Source organism: Pseudomonas sp. 06C 126, from assembly GCF_001855215.1.
Classification (GTDB): Bacteria; Pseudomonadota; Gammaproteobacteria; order Pseudomonadales; family Pseudomonadaceae; genus Aquipseudomonas; species Aquipseudomonas proteolytica.
The window spans coordinates 56,905-78,155 of sequence record NZ_MIFU01000055.1; the positions used below are offsets into that span (position 1 = coordinate 56,905).

Annotated in this window: 20 protein-coding genes; 11 read left to right on the forward strand and 9 right to left on the reverse strand. The window is 59.5% G+C overall.

Features of this window, described 5'->3' with window-relative positions; genetic code table 11:
- Positions 1 to 151 precede the first annotated feature (151 nt).
- Both BHC62_RS06860 and BHC62_RS06865 read left to right on the forward strand, forming a co-directional pair.
- A complete protein-coding gene (locus BHC62_RS06860; RefSeq protein WP_029293985.1) occupies positions 152 to 1,426 on the forward strand; it encodes an MFS transporter in 1,275 nt (424 codons plus the stop codon).
- A 142-nt stretch (positions 1,427 to 1,568) separates the two neighbouring features.
- A complete protein-coding gene (locus BHC62_RS06865; RefSeq protein WP_070994570.1) occupies positions 1,569 to 2,297 on the forward strand; it encodes an alpha/beta fold hydrolase in 729 nt (242 codons plus the stop codon).
- A 141-nt stretch (positions 2,298 to 2,438) separates the two neighbouring features.
- On the opposite strand, the gene BHC62_RS06870 is transcribed toward BHC62_RS06865, so the two are convergent.
- Complete coding sequence (locus BHC62_RS06870; RefSeq protein WP_070994571.1) at positions 2,439 to 3,950, reverse strand: nucleobase:cation symporter-2 family protein; 1,512 nt, start codon at positions 3,948 to 3,950, stop codon at positions 2,439 to 2,441.
- Between the two features lie 172 nt (positions 3,951 to 4,122).
- Between BHC62_RS06870 and BHC62_RS06875 the strand changes: the two genes are divergently transcribed.
- Both BHC62_RS06875 and BHC62_RS06880 read left to right on the forward strand, forming a co-directional pair.
- Positions 4,123 to 5,073, forward strand: coding sequence for a LysR family transcriptional regulator (locus BHC62_RS06875; protein WP_070994572.1), 951 nt, complete (start codon positions 4,123 to 4,125; stop codon positions 5,071 to 5,073).
- A gap of 142 nt (positions 5,074 to 5,215) precedes the next feature.
- Positions 5,216 to 6,049 carry a nucleoside-binding protein gene (locus tag BHC62_RS06880; RefSeq protein WP_070994573.1) on the forward strand — a complete coding sequence of 278 codons (834 nt, stop codon included), beginning with the start codon at positions 5,216 to 5,218 and terminating at the stop codon, positions 6,047 to 6,049.
- Here the strand turns inward: BHC62_RS06880 and punC are convergent.
- Entirely contained in the window at positions 6,046 to 7,230 is a 1,185-nt protein-coding gene (punC, locus tag BHC62_RS06885; protein WP_029293975.1) for a purine nucleoside transporter PunC, read from the reverse strand. The two genes, BHC62_RS06880 and punC, sit on opposite strands and share 4 nt — an antisense overlap.
- A 122-nt stretch (positions 7,231 to 7,352) precedes the next feature.
- Here punC and punR point away from each other — a divergent pair, with 122 nt between their 5' ends.
- Complete coding sequence (punR, locus tag BHC62_RS06890; protein ID WP_029293973.1) at positions 7,353 to 8,270, forward strand: DNA-binding transcriptional activator PunR; 918 nt, start codon at positions 7,353 to 7,355, stop codon at positions 8,268 to 8,270.
- Here the strand turns inward: punR and BHC62_RS06895 are convergent.
- Positions 8,262 to 9,428, reverse strand: a complete 1,167-nt coding sequence (locus tag BHC62_RS06895; RefSeq protein ID WP_070994574.1) for an aspartate aminotransferase family protein — start codon at positions 9,426 to 9,428, stop codon at positions 8,262 to 8,264. The two genes, punR and BHC62_RS06895, sit on opposite strands and share 9 nt — an antisense overlap.
- A 98-nt stretch (positions 9,429 to 9,526) precedes the next feature.
- Between BHC62_RS06895 and BHC62_RS06900 the strand changes: the two genes are divergently transcribed.
- Positions 9,527 to 10,432 (forward strand): LysR family transcriptional regulator, encoded by a 906-nt coding sequence (locus tag BHC62_RS06900; RefSeq protein WP_029293968.1) that lies wholly within the window; start codon positions 9,527 to 9,529, stop codon positions 10,430 to 10,432.
- On the opposite strand, the gene BHC62_RS06905 is transcribed toward BHC62_RS06900, so the two are convergent.
- Positions 10,429 to 11,052: an HAD family phosphatase gene (locus BHC62_RS06905; protein WP_029293966.1), complete on the reverse strand. Its 624-nt coding sequence runs from the start codon at positions 11,050 to 11,052 to the stop codon at positions 10,429 to 10,431. The genes BHC62_RS06900 and BHC62_RS06905 overlap by 4 nt on opposite strands.
- A 209-nt stretch (positions 11,053 to 11,261) precedes the next feature.
- Positions 11,262 to 12,455: an enoyl-ACP reductase FabV gene (gene fabV / locus BHC62_RS06910; RefSeq protein WP_029293964.1), complete on the reverse strand. Its 1,194-nt coding sequence runs from the start codon at positions 12,453 to 12,455 to the stop codon at positions 11,262 to 11,264.
- A gap of 328 nt (positions 12,456 to 12,783) precedes the next feature.
- Here fabV and ppnN point away from each other — a divergent pair, with 328 nt between their 5' ends.
- The 4 genes from ppnN to BHC62_RS06930 all read left to right on the forward strand — a co-directional run bounded on the left by ppnN (position 12,784) and on the right by BHC62_RS06930 (position 15,427).
- The gene (gene ppnN / locus BHC62_RS06915) at positions 12,784 to 14,157 is read left to right on the forward strand and encodes a nucleotide 5'-monophosphate nucleosidase PpnN (protein WP_029293962.1); all 1,374 of its coding nucleotides are present in this window, start codon (positions 12,784 to 12,786) and stop codon (positions 14,155 to 14,157) included.
- 173 nt (positions 14,158 to 14,330) lie between these two features.
- Complete coding sequence (locus tag BHC62_RS06920; RefSeq protein WP_029293960.1) at positions 14,331 to 14,588, forward strand: AbrB/MazE/SpoVT family DNA-binding domain-containing protein; 258 nt, start codon at positions 14,331 to 14,333, stop codon at positions 14,586 to 14,588.
- Positions 14,585 to 14,980 (forward strand): PIN domain-containing protein, encoded by a 396-nt coding sequence (locus BHC62_RS06925; protein ID WP_070994575.1) that lies wholly within the window; start codon positions 14,585 to 14,587, stop codon positions 14,978 to 14,980. Before BHC62_RS06920 ends, BHC62_RS06925 begins: the two co-directional genes overlap by 4 nt.
- Before the next feature lie 72 nt (positions 14,981 to 15,052).
- Entirely contained in the window at positions 15,053 to 15,427 is a 375-nt protein-coding gene (locus BHC62_RS06930) for a hypothetical protein (protein ID WP_070994576.1), read from the forward strand.
- Between the two features lie 23 nt (positions 15,428 to 15,450).
- Here BHC62_RS06930 and BHC62_RS06935 read toward each other — a convergent pair whose 3' ends face one another.
- Genes BHC62_RS06935 through BHC62_RS06945 form a run of 3 tightly spaced genes read right to left on the reverse strand, consistent with a single transcriptional unit; the run spans position 15,451 to position 18,337 of the window.
- Complete coding sequence (locus BHC62_RS06935; protein ID WP_070994629.1) at positions 15,451 to 16,356, reverse strand: DMT family transporter; 906 nt, start codon at positions 16,354 to 16,356, stop codon at positions 15,451 to 15,453.
- A gap of 14 nt (positions 16,357 to 16,370) precedes the next feature.
- A complete protein-coding gene (locus BHC62_RS06940; protein ID WP_070994577.1) occupies positions 16,371 to 17,342 on the reverse strand; it encodes a hypothetical protein in 972 nt (323 codons plus the stop codon).
- A gap of 2 nt (positions 17,343 to 17,344) precedes the next feature.
- A complete protein-coding gene (locus tag BHC62_RS06945; protein WP_029293951.1) occupies positions 17,345 to 18,337 on the reverse strand; it encodes a hypothetical protein in 993 nt (330 codons plus the stop codon).
- 123 nt (positions 18,338 to 18,460) lie between these two features.
- Here BHC62_RS06945 and BHC62_RS06950 point away from each other — a divergent pair, with 123 nt between their 5' ends.
- Positions 18,461 to 19,309, forward strand: a complete 849-nt coding sequence (locus BHC62_RS06950; protein WP_029293949.1) for a LysR family transcriptional regulator — start codon at positions 18,461 to 18,463, stop codon at positions 19,307 to 19,309.
- 108 nt (positions 19,310 to 19,417) lie between these two features.
- Here the strand turns inward: BHC62_RS06950 and mqo are convergent, their stop codons facing one another.
- Positions 19,418 to 21,064 carry a malate dehydrogenase (quinone) gene (mqo, locus tag BHC62_RS06955; protein ID WP_029293947.1) on the reverse strand — a complete coding sequence of 549 codons (1,647 nt, stop codon included), beginning with the start codon at positions 21,062 to 21,064 and terminating at the stop codon, positions 19,418 to 19,420.
- Between the last annotated feature and the right edge of the window lie 187 nt (positions 21,065 to 21,251).

Sequence of the window (21,251 nt, forward strand, 5' to 3'; positions counted from 1 at the left end):
GATGACGGTGCATCATTCGATATTAAAGTTGACTGACACGCCGCTATCGCGGGCAAGCCCGCTCCCACAGTAGATCTTCTTTGTTCATGCAACAGCGTTCCAACCTGCAACACCCATAACCTGTGCCCTACAACTACAACAAGGTATCGCTATGGAAGTCGCCACATCGACGGGTGCGTTGTCGCCCGCAAAAAACAACCTGTGGATCATTGTCTTCATCTTCTGCTTCCTCGGTCTTCTGATCGATGGCGCAGACTTGATGCTCCTGTCCTACAGCCTCAGCAGCCTGAAGGCCGAGTTCGGCCTGACCAGTGTCGAGGCCGGCAGCCTGGGCAGTTTCACCCTGGCCGGGATGGCGGTCGGCGGGATTTACGGAGGCTGGGCCTGCGACCGCTTTGGTCGGGTCAAGACCGTGGTGTGGAGCATCATGCTGTTCTCGGTAGGCACTGCGATTCTCGGTCTGACCCACAGCTACTGGCAGTTTGCAGCCACCCGCTTCTTCGCTTCCCTCGGGCTGGGCGCGCTGTATGTCGCCTGCAACACCCTGATGGCCGAATACGTACCGACCCGCTACCGCACCACCGTGCTCGGCACCCTGCAGGCCGGCTGGTCGGTGGGCTATATCGTCGCCACCTTGTTGGCCGGCTGGATCCTGCCGGACCACGGCTGGCGCTGGCTGTTCTACGTGGCGATCATCCCGGTGATCCTCGCCGTGCTGATGCAGCGCCTGGTGCCGGAACCCCAGGCCTGGCTCAACGCCCAGGCCGCCCGCGCGCGGGAAAAAGCCGAAGGCATCCAGCACGTCTCGGCGAAAAAGCCCGATGGCATGTTCAAGCTGATCTTCAGCGACCCCAAGGCCAGCCGCATGTTCCTGCTCTGGGCGCTGACCGCAGGCTTCCTGCAGTTCGGCTACTACGGGGTCAACAACTGGATGCCGTCCTACCTGGAAGGCGAACTGGGGATGAACTTCAAGTCGATGACCAGCTACATGGTCGGTACCTACGCGGCGATGATTTTCGGCAAGATCCTCGCCGGCCTCGCGGCTGATCGCCTGGGCCGGCGCGTGGTGTTTGCCTTCGGCGCCTTGGGCACGGCGGTGTTCCTGCCGGTGATCGTGCTGTATCAGAGCCCGGACAACATCCTCTGGCTGCTGATTACCTTCGGCTTTTTGTATGGCATTCCCTACGGCGTGAATGCGACCTACATGACCGAGAGCTTCGAAGCAAAATTCCGCGGCTCGGCGGTGGGCGGTGCCTACAACATCGGCCGCATTGGCGCGGCAGTAGCGCCGGCGGCCATTGGCTTCCTGGCGTCCCATGGCTCGATTGGCGTGGGCTTTTTGGTGATGGGCGCGGCGTACTTTATCTGCGGGGTGATCCCGGCGCTGTTCATCCGTGACAAGCAGTTTGATCCGCAAAAGCAATAACCCCCTGTAGGAGCCGGCAAGCCGGCTCCTACAAAGGGCGCTAGTGCAGGTCCCGCTGAAAAACCTAGCCGTTTTGCCAGTTACTTAAACGCTTTGTTCAAATTATCGTGTACCTGACCAATTGTTGATGGCAGGGCCGGAAATGGAATTCATCGAACAGACCCGCCAGGGCTACGCAGCCTTTCGCGGCTATCAGACCTGGTATCGCGTGACCGGGAACCTCGACAGCGGCAAGACCCCATTGGTCATCCTCCACGGTGGCCCCGGCGGTACCCATGACTATCTGGACGCCTTCAAGGACGTGGCTGCCAGTGGCCATGCGGTGATTCACTACGATCAACTGGGCAATGGCCACTCCACCCACCTGCCCCACCAGCCCGGCGAGTTCTGGACGGTTGAACTGTTTCTCGACGAACTGGACAACCTGCTCGACCACCTGCACATCAGCGGGCATTACGCGATCCTCGGGCATGCCTGGGGCGCCAGGCTCGGCAGTGAACACGCGACTCGCCAACCCGAGGGCCTGCGCGCGTTTATCGCCGCCAACCTGGCTGCCGGCTTCGATGATCAGCCCCTGTGCCGAATCAACCCGTGGCCCGCAGAAGTGGCACGCACCTTCGCCCAGATGGCGGCCGATCCTACGGTGTACAACGCCTTGCACGGGCCGATCAGCATTGGCCGGTTAAGGCAGATCCAAGTACCGACCCTGATGATTTGCGGGCGGCACGACCAGGCCACACCGCTGGAGATCAAGGGTGCGCGCCGGGCGCTGTTCGAAGACTCCAACCATATGCCCCATGTCGAAGAACGCCAGGCCTGCATGGGCACCGTGGTGAAGTTTTTGGATGAAGCCTGTCGCCCCCGATTTTGAAACCACACAAATCAAATGTGGGAGCGGCGGTGCGACGATTCGACTTGCTCGCGAAAGCGGTTTTTCAGTCGCCGGATGTACCGACTGATCCACCGCTTTCGCGAGCAAGCCCGCTCCCACATTTAGTGCGTGGTATTCGGGCTAAACCTCGCTGGTTTCAGCCCTGCCCGGCGCCGTCGCTTTGTGCTGCGAGTCCGCTATCACCGGTATCTCCTTGCCCTCGGCGTCAAACAATTTGCCTTTGCTGAAGTAATCCCCATCCCGCAGTGCCGCCACATCCTGGAAGCACAGGCTGCGCTCGGTGCCGGCGACGAACACCGATTGCTGGTCCGAGTTACCGGCGGTGAAGTGGTTGAACGCCAGGTTCAGCAGGATCGCCATGATCGCCGAGGAACTGATCCCCGAGTGGAAGATGGTGGCGAACCAGCTGGGGAACTGATCGTAGAAGCTCGGCGCGGCAATGGGGATCATGCCGAAACCGATGGAGGTGGCGACAATGATCAGGTTCATGTTGTTGCGGTAATCGACCTTGGACAGTGTGCGGATCCCGCTGGCCGCCACGGTGCCGAACAACACGATCCCGGCGCCGCCCAGTACCGAGGTTGGTACTGCTGCAATCACCCGGCCCATAAAGGGCAACAGGCCAAGGATCACCAAGAACAGGCCGCCTGTGGCCACCACGTAGCGACTCTTGACCCCGGTCACCGCCACCAGGCCGACGTTCTGGGCGAAGGCGCTTTGGGTGAACGAACCGAAGATCGGCGCGAACATGCTCGACAACATGTCTGCACGCAGGCCGTTGCCCAGGCGCTTGGAGTCAACCTTGGTGTCGATGATCTCGCCCACCGCGAGGATATCCGCCGAGGTTTCCACCAATGTCACCATGACCACGATGCACATGGAAAGGATCGCGGCCACATGGAAAGTCGGCATGCCGAAGTGGAACGGCGTGGGGAAGCCGATCATCGGGCCTTGGGTCACGGTGGAGAAGTCCGCCATGCCCAGAAATACCGCGATCAACGTACCAAACACCATCGCCAGCAGGATCGACAGGCGCGAGATAGTGGCGCTGCCCACCTTGCTCAACAACAGCACCAGCACCAGGGTGATGGCCGCCAGGCCAATGTTCGGCATGCTGCCAAAATCGGCGGCGCGGCTGTTACCGCCCATGGCCCAACGGGCGGCGACCGGCATCAGCGTAAGGCCGATGGTGGTAATCACGATCCCCGTGACCAGGGGCGGGAAGAACTTGGTAATTCGCGAAAAGATCGGGGTGATCAGCAACCCGATCAGCGACGCGGCCATCACCGCGCCAAGGATCGCCGGCACACCGCCCGCACCGTCGCTGCCGACAATCGCCACCATGGTTGCCACACCGGCAAACGACACCCCTTGCACCAAGGGCAGCTGGCAGCCAAAAAACGGTAGGCCCAGGGTTTGCAGCAACGTGGCCAGGCCACCGGCAAACAGTGACGCGGCGATCAACAGGCCAATATCGGCCGGGGACAACCCGGCCGCCTGACCGACGATCAACGGCACGGCCACGATACCGCCGTACATGGTCAGTACATGCTGCAGGCCGTAAGCCATGTTGGCAGCGACGCCAAGATTCTCATCTTCTGGCCGTTGCGGTGACGCCTTCGGGATAGTCATGGTGAGGGGATCTCTGTTTTTGTTGTGCGCTCACTGTATGCAATAGAAAGATTGGATGTCCATAGAGTTGTATACAATCATTTCCACAAGATGCCTGGCATCGACGTTACAAAAATCCATTCAGCCGCCCTGCCCCAAGGCTTGAAGCCGTGCCCACAAGGATCAGAAAAAAATGCTCAACCGCACGCTGCGCATCCACTCTGCGGCCATTGGCTACTTCGATATGGTCCGCCGCTGCCATTCGATCCGTGAAGCCGCGCGCCGATTGAACGTCGCCTCGTCGGCGGTGAACCGGCAGATTCTCAAACTCGAAGACGAAGTGGGCGCGACCCTGTTCGAGCGCCTGCCCGGCGGGCTGCGCCTGACCGCTGCCGGGGAAATCCTGACCCGCCATGTGACCCTGGTGCTGCAGGATGTGGAGCGGGTACGCGGCGAACTGGAAGGCCTGAACCAGGTACAGACCGGGCATGTGGAAATCGCCACGGTGGAAGGCGCGACGGTGGAGTTGCTGCCCGCCGTGCTCAGGCGCATGCGCCAGCGCTATCCGGCGGTGACCATCGGTGTGACCGTGCAGGGTTCACAATCGATTCCGGCAGCGGTGATCAACGGCCAGGCAGACCTGGGGTTGGCCTTTGCCCTGCCGCGCAGTGCGGAAACCACGCAACTGTGTGTCGGCCATTTCCGCCTTGGTGCGTTGGTGGCACCGGGACATCCACTGGCCGCCCATGCCAGCGTCAGCTACACCCTGTGCGCTGAACACGGGGTGATCCAGGCCAACAGTGAACTGTCGATCCATCACTTGATCGCCCCACTGCACAAGCGTTCGCCGGCCGCGTACAAACCGTTGCTGCAAAGCAATTCCATGGAACTGGCACGGCAGTTGGCGCGCCAGCAGCTAGGGGTGGCATTCCAGACACGGATCGGGATCGAGGCCGACTTGGCCAGGGGTGAACTGCTGCATATCCCCTTGAGCGATCAAGGCGGGATGTTCAGCGACCTGGGCCTGTATGCGCGCAAGGGCCGGGATTTGCCTACGGCGGTCGAGTCGATGGCCCACCTGATCAGCGAGGAAATCGCTTTGCGCGAACGCGAAGAATCCGCCTGTACCCCCCGTATTTCCTGACCTTCGGGCCAGCTTGCGCGCTGCCGATTCGGCAGCAGGCCAGTCGATATTCTGTTCTTTGAGCATCACAGCGATTGTGCCGATACTGCGCCCGGCGGCCCGGCACGGCTGCCATGAGCCAAACGCCAAAGGAACTAAAACAATGAAAAAGGCACTGCACGGCGCAACCGTTTTACTCACACTCCTCGGCGGCGGGGAGGCTGTCGCGGTGGAATGGATGAACAACAGCGTAGGATTTCGCTACGGGCAACAGTTCACCAATCCGAACAACCCCAACGAATTCAGCAAACGCATCTACAGCTTCACCCACGCCAGTGGCTATCAGTACGGCAGCAACTTTCTCCATCTCGACGTATTCCTGTCCGACAGCCGCGACCCGCGCAAAGGCACCGACCACGGTGGCAGCGAAGTGTATGCGGTCTATCGGCACCAACTGTATGCATCACGGGTATTCGACAGGCCACTGGGCACCGGGCTGATCAAGGATTACGCGCTGACCCTGGGCTTCGATGCCAACCGCAACAACAACCTGGCGTCGGCCAAAAAACGCGCCCTGGTGCTCGGGCCGACCCTGAAGTTCAATACCGTTGGGGTGCTGGACCTGAGCCTGATGTACTACAAGGAAAACAACCATTCCGGTATCCCTGGCGCGAAGGATCCGAACCATACCTTCGACGACACCTACATGCTCAACCTGACGTGGATGCGCCCGTTCGAAATCGGCAACCATGGCGCGAAGTTCCAGGGGTTCATCAACCATATCGGTGACAAGGGCCACGATTACAACAGCCGCGACACCGCCGCCGAGACCCTGGTGCGCACCGCGCTAATGGTTGCGGTACGGCCGGGTAAAAGCGTCAAGCCCAACCTGTACCTGGGGGTGGGCTACGAATACTGGCATAACAAGTTCGGTGTAGATGGCGGCCGAGGCAGCCGCACCTCGACGCCAACCGTGAACATGGAAGTGACGTTTTAAGCGGCCGCCAACTGCGACTCATCCGACTTGGGCCGCGCCAGCCAGTAACCCAACACCGCCAGCGGCGCGGTCGCCAGCATCACGATTGCGGTGATCTGCAAGGGCTCTTCGATCAGCGACGACACCAGCAGGCTGGCGACGAAGCACAAACCCAATTGCAGAGTGTTTTGCAGCGCGGCAGCCTTGCCGGAGTTTTCCGAAAAAGGCATCAGCGCATTCGCCACCACAATCGGGTAGCTGGCGCCGTTGACCAGGGCCATCAGGCAGAACGGAATCAGCAAAGTGGTCAGTGTCGGCACCGTCAGGGTCGCCACCAGATACAGCGCCACCATGCTGATGCAGTACGCCACCAGCAACCAGGGCAACAGGACTTTGCCCTGGAATCGTTGCAAGGCACTGCGGCAACTGTAGCCACCCACCAGAAACGCCAGGGTCGGCAAGACGTAGCTCAGGCCTATGTCATTGGGGCTGTAGCCCATGCCACCGAGAATAAATGGCGATGCGGTCAGCCAGGCGAAGAAACTGGCGGAGCACGCGGCAAAGATCATCACATTGCCGGTGAACACCCGCGACTTGAACAGTTGCCCGTAGCCCAGCCGGGCTTTTTCGCCATCGGCGGCCAGGCGCTTGGGCATAGGTTTGAGTAACAGCGTGGGTACCAGCAATAACAGCGAGACGCCCAGCAACACGGCGAAGATCGCCTGCCAGCCCCAGTGATTCAACACCACCGCGCCCAACAGCGGTGCCAGCGCCGGTGACAGGGACATCAGCGGCATGATGCTGGCGAAGACCCGATGCGCCTTGTCGGCCGGATAACGGTCAATCACCAGCGCCTGCCAACTGACGGCAGCGCTGCACACCCCAATCGACTGCACAAAGCGCAAGGCCAGCAGTTGCGGCGCGGTCTCGACCCAGAACATCCCCAGGCAGCCGAGCACAAACAGGCTCAGGCCGGCCAGCAGGATTGGCTTGCGCCCCAGGCGATCAGACAGTGGCCCCCAGAGCAGTTGCCCCACGGCAAAACCGGCGAGGAAAATGCTCAGACTGGCGCCCACCGCACCGGGTGAAATCTGCAGGTGCTCGCCCATGGCGCCGAACGCGGGCAAGTACATATCCATGGCCAGGTAGCCGAGCATGCTCAGCCCCGCCAGGTACCAGGTAAAACCAAAAGAATTTTTCATTGAAGCCTTGTAGGTACTGCCATCAAACAATTTGCTGACTGGCGCCTATTATGAAGCTGACAGTTGCGCTGTGAAGCGATAATAATTGAACACTCTTATCAATATTTTTGAAGGCAACGCCCATGTGGTCCGAATACTCCCTGGATGTGGTGGATGCGGTAGCCCGCCATGGCAGCTTCAGCGCCGCCGCCCAGGAACTGCACCGCGTACCCTCGGCCATCAGCTACACCGTACGGCAAATCGAGGAATGGCTGGCGGTGCCGTTGTTTGTCCGCCGCCACCGTGATGTGGAACTGACACCTGCCGGCCGCCTGTTCATCGACGAAGCCCGTGGCGTGATGAAAACCATGCTCGGCACCCGCCGCCTGTGCCAGCAGGTGGCCAATGGCTGGAGCGGCCAGTTGAAAGTGGCGGTGGACTCCATCGTCAAACAACAGCGCTGCCGGCAGTTGGTCCTGGACTTCTATCGCCAGTTCCCCGACGTGGAACTGCTGCTGGAGTACGAGGTGTACAACGGCGTGTGGGACGCCCTGGCAGACGAACGCACCGATATCGTGATCGGCGCCACCAGCGCGGTGCCGGTGGCCAGCCACTTCACCTTTCGTGACATGGGGCTATTGAACTGGTTATGCGTGGTCAGCGCCCGGCATCCGCTGGCGCAGGTCGAGGGCTTGCTCAGTGACGATCAACTGCGGCCCTTTGCGTCGCTGTGCATGACCGACACCTCACGCAACCTGCCCAAGCGCGACACCTGGACCCTGGACAACCAACGGCGCCTGGTGGTCCCCAACTGGGCATCGGCCATGGATTGCCTGCAGGATGGGCTCTGCGTCGGCATGGTTCCGGCGCATCTGGTGCAACCCTTGATCGACAGTGGCGAGTTGGCGGCGCTGCAACTGTCACGGCCCTTCCCGGCCAGCCCGTCCTGCGTGGCCTGGGCGCAGAACAAATTGTCCCCGGCCATGACCTGGCTGCTGGAGTACCTGGGGGACAGCCAGACGATGAACCAGGAGTGGCTGAACGGGCCAGATTTACAGTAATCGAGCGATGGCCCGCACAATCATCTCCACCTCCTTGCTATCCAGGGTCAGGGGCGGCAGCAGGCGAATGACCTTGCCCCGTGTGACATTGAGCAGCAACCCCTGCTCCCGTGCGGCCCGCTCGGTCAGGTCGCGCTGCGGCGTGGCCAGTTCAATGCCAATCATCAAGCCGCGCCCACGGATCGCCAGCACTTGCGGGTGCTCGCTCAGTTCCACCCGGAGCCGCGCCAGCAGCCGCTCGCCTTGATGCGCGGCGTTCTCCAGCAGGCCTTGTTCCTCGATGATATCCAGCACCGTACAGCCCACGCGACACGCCAGCGGGTTACCGCCAAAGGTGCTGCCATGGCTGCCGGGGGTGAAGAGCTTGGCCACCGCGGCGCGCGCCAGGCAGGCGCCAATCGGGATACCGTTGCCCAGGCCCTTGGCCAGGGTCATGACGTCCGGGACGATTCCCTCCTGCTGGAAAGCAAACCAGGTGCCGGTACGCCCGATGCCGGTCTGGATCTCATCGAGCATCAATAGCCAACCATGCTGACTGCAGTGCGCGCGCAGCGCTTTCAGGTAACCCGGCGCCGCCAGTTGTACACCACTTTCGCCTTGGATCGGCTCCAGCAATACGGCAACTATCCTGGGGCCGAACTCACGCGTCACCGCCTCCAATGCCAGCAAATCACCAAAGCCCACCTTGATGAAATCCCCCGGCAAACGCTGGAACCCCAGGCGCACCGACGGTCCATCACTGGCGGCCATGGTGCCCAGGGTGCGGCCGTGAAAGGCGTTCTCCATGACCACCACCAGCGGCTGCTCGATGCCTTTTTTCCAGCCATGCAGGCGCGCCAGTTTCAACGCGGTTTCATTGGCTTCGGCGCCGGAATTGTTGAAGAACGCCTGATCCAGGCCAGACAACTGGGCTAACCGTTGGGCCAGGCGCTGCTGCCAGTCAATGCCGTACAAATTGGAGGTATGCAACAGCAACCCGGCTTGCTCGCTGATTGCCGTCACCAGCCGCGGGTGGGAGTGACCGACATTGGTCACAGCGACTCCGGCCACGGCGTCCAGGTACTCACGGCCCTGCTGGTCCCACAGGCGCGTGCCCAAGCCACGGGTAAAACTCAGGGCCAGGGGTTGATAGGTGGTCATCAGGCAAGCGGCGGTCATGGCATCGGGCTCCTTAGGGGTCAGGGCCTTAGTATCGTTAGCCACTCAGGCTGGATAAACTGCGCACATCTGCAATGACTTTGAATCAAGGGTTGATAATGGATTTGTTCCAGGCAATGACCGTCTACGTCAAAGTGGTAGAGGCCGGCAGCATGACCGCGGCGGCCCAGGCTTGCGGCCTGTCGACCACCATGGTCGGCAATCACCTGCGCGCCCTGGAGCAACGCCTGGGCGTCAGCCTGCTTAAACGCACCACCCGTAAGCAAAGCCTGACCGAGTTCGGCGGCCTCTATTACCAGCGCTGCCTGGAGGTACTGGGGTTGGTGGCCAACTCCGAGCAGTTGGCTGAGCAAATCCACAGCGAGGCGCCACAAGGGTTGCTGCGTATCACCGCCCCGCCCGCGTTCGGTGCCGAGCGCCTGGCACCGGCGCTCAGTGAGTTTTCCCGACGCTACCCAAAGATCCAGCTGTACGTGGTCCTGAGCAATCAAGCCATGGACCTGATCGATAGCGGCTTCGACGTGGCGATCCGCCTGGGTGAGCTGCAACCTTCCAGCCTGATCGCCCGGCCATTGCAGGACTACACCATGACCCTGTGCGCGTCGCCGGACTACCTGGCGCGCCGGGGTACGCCCCAGCAGCCCATGGATTTACAGGCCCATGACTGCCTGGCGTTCGCCTACCCGTCGACCGATGACTGGCGCAACGCCGACAAACTCTGGCGCCTGCGCGCAGCCGAGGGTGAAGTGGAAGTCGCCGTGTCCGGGCCCATGACCATCAACAGCTCCCAGGCGCTGCACCGTGCCGCTGTCGAAGGCATGGGCATCGTGATGCTGCCCGACGCCCTGGTCGGCGCCGATCTACTGGCGGGGCGGCTGGTGGCGCTACTGCCAAGCTACCAGTCACCTTCGCGCTCGATGCACCTTTTATATGCGCAGGACCGCTATCGCCTGCCCAAGCTGCGGGCGTTTGTCGACTTCGTGATCGAACAATGGGCGCGCTAGACGCTCACCCCCAAGGCCTGCAACTGGCGCCGGGTCTGCTCGGGTGATACGTGGTGAATACCCTGCCAGCCCAGGGCACTGGCGGCATTGGCGTTTTCGGCCACATCGTCGATAAACACCAGTTCTTCGGCCCGGATATCCGGCAGATGGGCACGCACCTGATCGAGGCTGGCGCGGTAGATCGCCGGGTCAGGCTTGATCAGCTTCACCTCGCCGGACACCACGATGTTGCGAAAGTATTTGAGAAACGGGTAGTTGGCGCGGGCATAGGGGAAGGTTTCTGCGGACCAGTTGGTCAAGCCGAACAACGGTACTTTGGCTTCATGCAGGTCTTCAAGAATCGCCACGCCGTCGGCGAGCGGGCCGCGCAGCATTTCATGCCAGCGGTCGTAGTAGGCCCGGATCAAGGCCTCATGTTGCGGGTGTTCGGCGATCAGGCTGTGGGTAGCCTCAGCCAGGGTGCGCCCAGCGTCTTGTTCAGTGTTCCAGGCCTGGGTACAGATGTTCTCGAGGAACCATTGGCGCTCCTCGTCACCGGTAATCAGCTTGCGGTACAGATGCTGCGGGCTCCAGTCAAACAGGACACCGCCGAAATCAAAAACTACTGCACGAATCGTCATGAAGATCCTCCGTTAGCCTAGTGTGATAACGGACGCAGTCTGGCACACCAAGGTCAAGAAGGGGCAAGCAAGGAAAGGTAGGACGGTTCCCAAATGTGAGCTTTTGTAGGAACCGGCTTGTCGGCGAAAAACCCGAGAACGCCACGGGGCGCCAGGCACCCCGCGTAATCGTTGACGATTTTCGCCGGCAAGCTGGCTCCTACAAGGGCTTAAGCCTGGACCAGGCCTTCGATCTTCACGGTCGGATTGACGTCAGCGTCGTAATCCACGCCATCAATCTCAAAACCGAACAGACGCAGGAACTCGGCCTTGTAGCCGGCGAAATCGCTGATCTCGTTGACGTTGTCGTCGGTGACCTGGTTCCACAGCGCCGCGACGGCGTCCTGGACCTTTGGCTCCAGCTCAGCCAGGTCGGCACGCAGGCGGCCATCGGCGTCAAGCTTCGGCTCGCTGCCGTACAGGCTGTCCTTGAACAGGCCGTAGACCTGCTCGATGCAGCCTTCGTGGGTGCCCTGCTCTTTCATCACTTTGAACAGCAGCGACAGGTACAGCGGCATGATCGGGATTGCCGAGCTGGCCTGGGTGACCACGGCCTTGAGCACCGATACACGGGCATCGCCCTTGAGTGCGGCAAGGTTGTCGCGCAGGGTCAGGACTTTCTTGTCGAGGTCTTTCTTGGCCTCGCCGATGGAGCCGTTCCAGTAGATATCCTGGGTCAGCTTTTCGCCCAGGTAAGTGAACGCGGTAGTCTTGGCGCCTTCTGCCAACACGTCGGCGTCACGCAGGGCGTCGATCCACAGCTGCCAGTCTTCGCCGCCCATCACTTTGACGGTACCGTCGATTTCTTCCTGGGTCGCCGGCTCCAGCGTGGTGTCGACCACAACGCCCTTGTCGGTGTTGATCCCGCGCAGGGTCACAGCCTTGCCAATCGGCTTGAGGGTAGAGTTATGCACGACGCCTTGCGGGTCGGTGCGGCGTGGCGCGGCCAGGCTGTAGACCACCAGGTCGATCTTGCCCAGGTCTTTCTTGATGGTTTCGATGGTCAGGCGCTTGATCTCGTCAGAGAACGCATCGCCATTGATGCTCTTGGCGTACAGGCCTTTTTCGGCGGCAAACTTGTGGAAAGCGGCGCTGTTGTACCAGCCGGCAGAACTGAGCTTGCCTTCTTCGCCTTCTTTTTCAAAAAACACGCCAAGGGTGTCGGCGCCACAACCAAAAGCGGCACTGATACGTGCTGCCAGGCCGTAGCCGGTGGACGCACCGAGCACCAGGACTTTCTTCGGGCCGCCTTCGATGGCACCGTGCTCGGTCACGTAGTCGATCTGCTCTTTGACGTTCGCTTCGCAGCCAACAGGGTGGGCGGTCACACAGATAAAGCCACGAACCCGCGGTTTGATGATCATAAAATTTCTGCCTCTTCCAAGGTGCCGATGGCCAATGGTGGCCATTACGGCGTCAATCGTACTGGTCTATGACGTCCGAAAAACCGAAGCGTCACGATAGTCGCAATTCTTCTGTTCTCAAAATCCAATCCACAGCGGGGAAAGGCACTATATTTTTCCAACAAGGACGCGAATTCAGCAAATTGTGCGGCATGATGAAGCTGTACGGAGTTTGCGTCCTGCCTGTAGGGCAGGGAAAATGCCCGTCCTGTGCGACCGTATTCGGCGCTCGTCATCCTCATGCCACTGGCTGTTCATCGCCCGGTGGCTGCGCTTTCAGGGAATAAGAATGCCTCAACGCCAAGTCATCAATGCCTCCGTCAGCCCCAAGGGCAGTCTCGAAACGCTGTCGCAACGTGAAGTCCAACAACTGAGCGAAGCCGGTTCCGGCAGCATCTATACGCTTTTCCGCCAATGCGCCCTGGCAATCCTCAACACCGGCGCACATATCGACAATGCCAAGACCATCCTCGACGCCTACAAGGATTTTGAAGTCCGTATCCATCAACAGGATCGCGGCGTACGCCTGGAACTGTTGAACGCGCCCGCCGACGCATTCGTCGATGGTGAAATGATCGCCAGCACCCGCGAAATGCTGTTCAGCGCCCTGCGCGATATCGTCTACACCGAAAACGAACTCGATAGCCAACGCATCGACCTGAGCACCTCCCAGGGCATCACCGACTACGTGTTCCACCTGCTGCGCAACGCGCGCACGTTGCGGCCCGGGGTCGAGCCAAAGATCGTGGTGTGCTGGGGTGGGCACTCGATCAATACCGAAGAATACAAATACACCAAGAAAGTCGGGCACGAACTGGGCCTGCGCAGCCTCGACGTGTGCACCGGTTGCGGCCCGGGCGTGATGAAAGGCCCGATGAAGGGCGCGACCATTTCCCACGCCAAGCAACGCATCACCGGCGGGCGCTACCTGGGCCTCACCGAGCCGGGCATCATCGCCGCCGAGGCACCGAACCCGATCGTCAACGAGCTGGTGATCCTGCCGGATATCGAAAAACGCCTGGAAGCCTTCGTGCGCGTCGGCCACGGCATCATCATCTTCCCGGGTGGCGCTGGCACGGCCGAAGAGTTCCTGTACCTGCTGGGCATCCTGATGCACCCGGACAACCGTGATGTGCCGTTCCCGGTCATCCTCACCGGGCCCAAACAAGCGGCGCCGTACCTGCAACAGCTGCATGCGTTTGTCGGTGCGACCCTCGGTGAAGCGGCCCAGGCCCACTACCAGATCATCATCGATGACCCCGCCGAAGTCGCCCGGCAGATGACCGCGGGCCTGAAGTCGGTCAAACAGTTCCGCCGCGAGCGCAACGACGCCTTCCACTTCAACTGGCTGCTGAAGATCGACGAAGGCTTCCAGCGCCCGTTCGACCCGACCCACGCCAACATGGCCAGCCTGCAACTGAGCCACGCCCTGCCCCCCCATGAACTGGCGGCCAACCTGCGCCGGGCGTTCTCGGGGATCGTGGCGGGTAACGTCAAGGACAAGGGCATCCGCCTGATCGAACAGAACGGGCCCTATGAGATCCACGGCGACCCGACCATCATGAAGCCGCTGGATGAGTTGTTGAAAGCGTTCGTGGAGCAGCACCGGATGAAGCTGCCCGGCGGCGCGGCGTATGTGCCGTGCTATCGAGTCGTGCAATAAGGCAAATTGCCAGGTCATAGGTTGTATTGCTTTAGGGCTGTCTGTGGGGTGTCGAGGGAACGAAAGCGGACTAGGTTTTAACTATTCCGATCACTGACCCCACAGAAGAGCAACCTATGGACCAACGGATCTTGTCCTCCATTATTCCTTACCCTAAGGTAAGGAATATCTCGATGGAGACCTTCATTATGGCCACCGCCACACTCACCTCAAAAGGGCAAATCACCATCCCCGTTCAAGTCCGGACCGCATTGGGCCTGGACACCGGAGACCGGGTGGAGTTTGTCGAAATGGAAGACGGCAAGTTCGCCATCATCGCCGCCAACCACAGCATCCAGGACCTCAAGGGGCTGATCCGCAAACCCGCCAAGGCCGTCAGCATTGAACACATGAACCAGGCAATCGCCGCGCAGGGAGCGAAGGCTGGATGATTGGCCTGGATACCAATGTGCTGGTGCGCTACGTCACCCAGGATGATCCGGCGCAATCGGCCAAAGCCTCGCACCTGATCGAATCCCTGACCGTTGCTGCGCCCGGTTTCGTCAGCCTGGTTTCGGTGGTGGAACTGGTCTGGGTACTACAGAGCTGCTACCCCTGCACCAAGACGCAAGTGGTAGCCGTTCTGGAAACCCTGTTGCGTACCCGCGAACTGATCATCGAACATGCCGAAGTCATCTGGCAGGCCGTGCGCCGATTTACCACAACCAAGGCGGATTTCGCCGACTGCCTGATCGAACGCTGTGCCCACGCCGCCGGGTGTGAATACACCGCCACCTTTGATCTAGACGCCGCGAAAGCCGCTGGTATGCGGCGCCTGGGCTGAACCCTGGCGTTGCTGCAACGGGCCTGCTTTGGTAAAACCTGTGTTCCATTGCCCCTTGAGAGACTGCCCAACGTGCGTACGCTTCTGCTCGCTGCCCTGCTCCTGACACCCGCCCTGGCCTTGGCGCAAACCATCGCCTGGCCCGACCTGCCGCAGACCTGCTTTGTCAGCGGGCGGTCCGCCACCAACGAGGATGTAGACAGTGGTTGCGCGGCGTTTCTGATCAATGTGAAGGGCAAGGCAGCCGGTACACCGATCAAAATGGACATTCCCCAATACGCCATGCACATCGAGGCAGGTACGCTTAAGGAGACCCCGGTGGTCATCATCCAGGCGGAACAGAATGGCAAGATCAAGGCTGTGGGGTACAAGGAGGTGGGCACCGAACAACTGGGGGCAGCGTTGCTCAAGGAACTGCGGTTGCTGGGAACGAAAAAGCCGACCTAGTGGGGCAAAAAAGCGCTCCCGGCTTATGGCGTACACACCATGGTTTGTCGTTTCAAACGCACCAGAATCAGCCCCGCCACCACCACCACGATGCCCACATAAGTCGACGTATAAATCACATCGCCAAACATAAGTGCTGCCCAGACCAACGTCACGGGTGGCTCCAGATAAACCAGGACCGCCACATGGGTGGCCGTCATTACCCTTAGCAGCATCCAAAGGCTCAGATACGCGATAAACGTTGAAAAAACCGTCAACCAAACGATCGAGATCAACACGCCAGCCCCCTGCGGAACACTCAACGTATCGGTGTAGAGCACTGCAGCGGTAAAGCCGATCAAGGTAACCAGCGACTGAATGAACAGCGACAGGCTCAGCGTACTGCGATGAGTTTGCGTCAGTGCTGCGCGGCGCTCATACAGCGTTGCCATCGTCAGCCCCAATGCCGAAACAAGCGGCAGTAAATACATGACCAGCCCGACCTCGGCACCGCTATTGCGGTATTGCCCAGCGATCACAATCGACACGCCACAAAAACCGATCATCAACCCCAACCACTGCCAGCCCCCGCTGCGCTCCTCGGTACTGCCTGACGAAAGGGCCGCTGTCATCAGCGGCTGTAGGGCAGCGATGATCGCCGCAATGCCTGGAGGCAAACCATTTTGAATGGCCACATAGACGCAACTCAAATAGAGAAACTGCGACAAGAAACCAATCACCGCATGATGGCGGATTTGCGCCCAGGAAATCTTCAGCAGTGCGACATTCAAAAACAGCGCCAGGCACACTGACACCAGCAAGAAACGCCAGAACAGCAAGTTGAACGCGCCTGCATCCTGGGCGCCCATCTTGGCCCCAATGAAACCGGAACTCCAAGACAGGACAAATACAACCTGCAATAGCAGTAGCTTCAGCGCATCCAGGCGCATGAGTTTGAGAAACCTCATAGGCGAACCGCAAGGTCGGCAAAGGTAATAGGCTCAATATCGAGCCGCCGGTATTGCTCATCGGCAGGTAAGGCCAAGTCGCGCTTAAGTTGAAGCCATGGCCTGATCGTCCTCAACACACCGTCATCGGAAGCAAGGTGCCAGAACTTGTTCACATCGGCTGTGCTGTAAGGACAATGGAATGAAAGCACCAGCGACATGCGCCTACCGGAGATGAGTGGGCGAACCCCATGAAACACACGACTGCCGTAGATATAAACAGCATCACCGCAGGCCTTGGCCACACTGGTGCAAAGACGTTCACCCAAGTCATTCACATCAAAGAGCTCGTTTGGCCCCTCAAAAAAGACAAACTCCCCACCCTCATACTCGTCAGGGCCCGATAGCAGGATATTCAAGACGAAACTCGTACCATCGGTATGCCACATGCCGACTTGTGCCTTAGCCTCGGGGGCCTGGGGCGGGTAAAAATAGTTAACCTGCGAACGCGCCCGCAAAAACGGATGAGGCACCAAGGGAACGCCTGCAATCCGTGACACCGCTAACAAGAAGGCGCGACTGCCCATCATTTCCCGCAGCAGGGTCGAAGATTCGGTAGCCGCCCGGGTACGATTGGAAATAATCCAATCACTGGTGGTAGAGCCTGCTTCCAATTGATAACAGGCCCGGCGTAATTGCACGACGCCTTCTTCACTGAACAACCCCGAAACCCGTGCCACTGCTGTCAACTGTTCAGCCGCGGCAATATCCACCGACGAACTGGCATAGCCCAGTTCGGCTAGGCTTCGCTGGTACCCAAGCACAGGCGCCGTCTTGTTCAAGTAGCCATCATTCCAATGCTGCAAGGTATCCAGCAATGCACCAGGATGCTTGCAGCGCAACGATGATGGCGAAAGCGATGCCTGCAATGCCAACTTCAGCCGTCCGGCCCCCTGTGCAAAGACGGGTAGGTCACTGTCTCGCCTCATCGTTACAAACCTCCCTCGTGGTCCAGGCAGTACTCAGCCAACTGATACATGACACTGCCATCACCACTGCAATACTCGCCAATGACCCGGCAACTGCCGTATTCCTGCCGCACACGGATGAATTGTTCACGGGTGTATTTCAGGCAGACATTCGTCAACAGATAGCCGTCATTGTGACCATCATTGACCGGGAGCAACGTTGCGGCGACGCGGTAGCAGTGGTCGTGGTGCTCAATCTGGGAAATGACGACTCGATGGTCATCCGTTTTCTTCAAGCCCAGTTTCAAACCGATCAGGTCAGAAAACCGGCTCATGCAATCGTGCCCATAAAAACGATGGATATGCGCGTCCCCCTCAGCGGTGGACAGCTGCATTTCTGATAAGACGTACGTTCGCGTACCGCCCACCCGGCGGATGATCTCGCCAATGGTATCGGGCAACTCGTTGCCCTCTTGAAACCCCAGCATTGTGATCAGCGTTACATCCTGCCCCCGTTCGAGCTGATGCCTGTGCAGGTCACGAAAGTCAGTGGCCAGGTAGGAAAACCCTTGGGGAGTTGGCAGCAGCGGTTCTACCACTCGACGCATGACCGCCTGCGAAGCGCTATTGATATCCACTGCTGTGTAGTGTTGCGGTTCGCTGCCGCAGTCAAGCAAATAGCCCATCAGCGCAGACGTCTTCACCGGTTCCGGACCCAGCTCAACGTAATGCAAGCTCCCCGGTCCCAGAAGATCAACCAAGTCAGAGGCAACCGAATACAGGATTTCGCCCAAGGAGCCCGACCCACAAGGCGCGGCACACAAACCTGCACCGCTTATGCCCTCAGTGTTCAACGTTGTCATAAGTGCCAGTATTTCTTCACTGACCTGTTGATTCAGGGCCGAGGTATACCCAGGCAATGTCGAATATTTCTCAGCGTTTTCAATCGTCCAAATGTGCCCGCCAAACTCATGATGACTCTGCAAAGATGCGACAACCAGCGTGTTGATATCCATATGTACGCTCCGACTCTTTTTATTCGATATGCAGGCGCGCTCCTGTTTGACCCAAAGACTAGGATGAAGGCATGATTTTGTATATTTGAATAATCCGCATAACTAATCCCGAAAAGAGGGATCATGAACAAGCAACTGAACATTGACCTCTTGCGTACCTTTCATGCCGTTGCCCGCTTCAGGCGTTTCAACGAAGCCGCCAACCATGTGCATCGCAGCGCCTCGACCGTCACGACACAAATTCACAAGCTGGAGAACCTGGTAGGCCAGAGGCTCTTCAGTCGCAACAACCAGGGTGTGGAGCTGACGATGTATGGCAAGAAATTGCTGAGTGAGACCACTGATTTCCTGAAAAGCCATGACCGTTTACTCGCCTCGCTAACCCCACAGCGCATGCAGGGCAAAATCCGCCTGGGTTTACCTGACTCCTACGCGCCGGCGTTTATGCGTGACTTCCTTCCGCAACTGATTGCAGACAACCCTCTGCTCGAACTGGAAGTGGAGGCAAGGTCCAGCGGCGAACTGTCCATGATGTTCAGTCGTGAGCAAGTTGACCTGGCATTGATCGTCAGCGCGCAACCGCTGGAACAAGGCGAGCGGCTGGGTGCAATACAGCCGGTGTGGGTCGTGGCCGAGCACTTCCAGAGACCTGAACAGGCACCGCTTCCCATCGCCGTCCAGTTGAGCGGGTGCCCATACCGGGAGTCGGCCCTGCGTGTGCTGAAAGAGCACGGGGTGTATTACCGAATCCTGCTTGAGAGCGCCAGTTCAACAGCCGTAGAAGCCGCCATCATGTGTGGGTTGGCGGTGGGGCTGATCGAGGAGGAACGTATGGTCGCAGGGCTGACCCAAGTCATTCCTGGCGTTCAGTTACCGGGGTTGTCGCCGCATCAGGTTTATCTACTGTCTGATAGCGGCAATCACCTGGCGCTTCATCTGCATGAACAGGTCAAAAAAGGTTTCCGTATTTGATCGGTGTAGATACATCGAAACGCCACAACCAAAAAACCCGCTGACCGTTTCCGGTTCAGCGGGTTTTCAAGTATCGATGCAGCCCTGGATCAGGACTGCCTCAACCGCTTACAGCGCGATATCAGCCGCCGGCTTGCTCGGCTCGGCCGCAGGCTTGGCAGCCTCGGTCGCTTGAGGCGCTGCCATTTCAGGAATGGCTGGCGGAGGCGTCAGCTGCAGAACCTTGGCGGTGTAGGCCCATTCTTGCGCAACGCGCTCAGGGCTGCCGTTCAGCTTGGTGCCATAGCTTGGCACGATCTGCTTCAGCTTTTCCTGCCAGGCCGGGGTAGCGACCTTGTCCTTGAACACTTTTTCCATCACGGTCAGCATGATCGGCGCTGCGGTGGACGCACCTGGCGATGCACCCAACAGGCCTGCGATGGTGTTGTCGGCAGAGCTGACCACTTCGGTACCGAGTTTCAGGACGCCGCCCTGCTCTTCGTCACGCTTGATGATCTGCACACGCTGACCGGCCTGCCACAGGCGCCAGTCTTCTTTCTTGGCGTTCGGGAAGTACTCTTGCAGCGCCTTGAAGCGGTCGTCATCCGACTGCATCAGTTGGCCGGCAAGGTACTCGACCAGTGGGTATTCACGAATACCGACTTTGGTCATTGGCCAGATGTTGTGGGTCGTGGTGCTGGTCAGCAGGTCCAGGTACGAGCCTTCTTTCAGGAACTTGGTGGAGAAGGTCGCGAATGGGCCAAACAGGATCACGCGCTTGCCATCCAGCACACGGGTGTCCAGGTGCGGCACCGACATCGGCGGCGAACCCACCGAAGCCTTGCCGTAGGCCTTGGCCAGATGCTGCTCGGCAATCGTTGGGTTCTCGGTTACCAGGAACGAGCCGCCAACCGGGAAGCCGGCGTATTCCTTGCCTTCAGGAATGCCCGACTTTTGCAGCAGGTGCAGGGCACCGCCGCCCGCGCCGATGAACACGAACTTGGCGTCGGTCTCGGTCTTGGTGCCGTCTTTCAGGTTTTTGTAGCTGACGCGCCACGAACCGTCGGCGTTCTTGGTGATGTCCTGCACTTCGCTCGACAGTTTCAGGTCGAACTTGGGCGTGGTCTGCAGGTGAGCGACGAACTGGCGGGTGATCTCGCCGAAGTTCACATCGGTACCGATCGGAGACCAGGTAGCGGCGATTTTCTGGTTCGGGTCACGCCCTTCCATCATCAGCGGAACCCACTTCTTGATCTGTACCGGATCTTCGGAGTATTCCATGCCGGCAAACAGCGGGCTCGCCTGCAGCGCTTCGTAACGTTTCTTCAGGAACTTGATGTTGTCATCGCCCCACACAAAGCTCATGTGCGGCGTGGAGTTGATGAACGAGCGAGGGTTCTTCAGAACGCCTTGCTGAACCTGCCACGACCAGAACTGGCGGGAGATCTGGAACGCTTCGTTGATCTCGACCGCTTTCGGGATCTCAACGATGCCGTCCTTGTTTTCCGGGGTGTAGTTCAGCTCAGCCAACGCGGAGTGACCGGTACCGGCGTTGTTCCAACCGTTGGAGCTTTCTTCGGCGACGCCGTCCAGGCGCTCGACCATCTCCATCGACCATTGCGGCTCCAGCTCATTGAGCCAGACACCCAGGGTCGCGCTCATGATGCCGCCGCCGATCAGCAGCACATCAACTTTCTTTGCCTCTTCCGCCTGAACGGAAGTAATCCCCATCGACAAAGCCAACCCCAGCAGGGCGGTGTTCACTTTTTTAAACATCGTAGCACCTATGATAAAACGCCTTCCGCCCGACCGCCCTCGACCTTCCGGCAACCGTGGTGCGCAAAACATCAGGCAATGTTTTGCTGGTTCCCGTACTCGCAAGAACTGCAGGGTGGGCACACAAGGCCGACGTATCGACCTCACTTTTATGTCCCTTCTGCGCTGACTTCTTATCATTATTGGC

Excerpts from the sequence above, each read along its gene's own strand:
- BHC62_RS06925 (WP_070994575.1), top strand. The coding sequence starts at position 14,585 with ATGATTGGCCTGGATACCAATGTGCTGGTGCGCTACGTCACCCAGGAT.
- BHC62_RS06865 (WP_070994570.1), top strand. The coding sequence starts at position 1,569 with ATGGAATTCATCGAACAGACCCGCCAGGGCTACGCAGCCTTTCGCGGC.
- BHC62_RS06875 (WP_070994572.1), top strand. The coding sequence starts at position 4,123 with ATGCTCAACCGCACGCTGCGCATCCACTCTGCGGCCATTGGCTACTTC.
- punR (WP_029293973.1), top strand. The coding sequence starts at position 7,353 with ATGTGGTCCGAATACTCCCTGGATGTGGTGGATGCGGTAGCCCGCCAT.
- BHC62_RS06880 (WP_070994573.1), top strand. The coding sequence starts at position 5,216 with ATGAAAAAGGCACTGCACGGCGCAACCGTTTTACTCACACTCCTCGGC.
- BHC62_RS06950 (WP_029293949.1), top strand. The coding sequence starts at position 18,461 with ATGAACAAGCAACTGAACATTGACCTCTTGCGTACCTTTCATGCCGTT.
- BHC62_RS06940 (WP_070994577.1), bottom strand. The coding sequence starts at position 17,342 with ATGAGGCGAGACAGTGACCTACCCGTCTTTGCACAGGGGGCCGGACGG.
- BHC62_RS06920 (WP_029293960.1), top strand. The coding sequence starts at position 14,331 with ATGGAGACCTTCATTATGGCCACCGCCACACTCACCTCAAAAGGGCAA.
- BHC62_RS06945 (WP_029293951.1), bottom strand. The coding sequence starts at position 18,337 with ATGGATATCAACACGCTGGTTGTCGCATCTTTGCAGAGTCATCATGAG.
- BHC62_RS06905 (WP_029293966.1), bottom strand. The coding sequence starts at position 11,052 with ATGACGATTCGTGCAGTAGTTTTTGATTTCGGCGGTGTCCTGTTTGAC.
- ppnN (WP_029293962.1), top strand. The coding sequence starts at position 12,784 with ATGCCTCAACGCCAAGTCATCAATGCCTCCGTCAGCCCCAAGGGCAGT.
- mqo (WP_029293947.1), bottom strand. The coding sequence starts at position 21,064 with ATGTTTAAAAAAGTGAACACCGCCCTGCTGGGGTTGGCTTTGTCGATG.
- BHC62_RS06870 (WP_070994571.1), bottom strand. The coding sequence starts at position 3,950 with ATGACTATCCCGAAGGCGTCACCGCAACGGCCAGAAGATGAGAATCTT.
- punC (WP_029293975.1), bottom strand. The coding sequence starts at position 7,230 with ATGAAAAATTCTTTTGGTTTTACCTGGTACCTGGCGGGGCTGAGCATG.
- BHC62_RS06895 (WP_070994574.1), bottom strand. The coding sequence starts at position 9,428 with ATGACCGCCGCTTGCCTGATGACCACCTATCAACCCCTGGCCCTGAGT.
- BHC62_RS06935 (WP_070994629.1), bottom strand. The coding sequence starts at position 16,356 with ATGCGCCTGGATGCGCTGAAGCTACTGCTATTGCAGGTTGTATTTGTC.
- BHC62_RS06900 (WP_029293968.1), top strand. The coding sequence starts at position 9,527 with ATGGATTTGTTCCAGGCAATGACCGTCTACGTCAAAGTGGTAGAGGCC.
- fabV (WP_029293964.1), bottom strand. The coding sequence starts at position 12,455 with ATGATCATCAAACCGCGGGTTCGTGGCTTTATCTGTGTGACCGCCCAC.
- BHC62_RS06860 (WP_029293985.1), top strand. The coding sequence starts at position 152 with ATGGAAGTCGCCACATCGACGGGTGCGTTGTCGCCCGCAAAAAACAAC.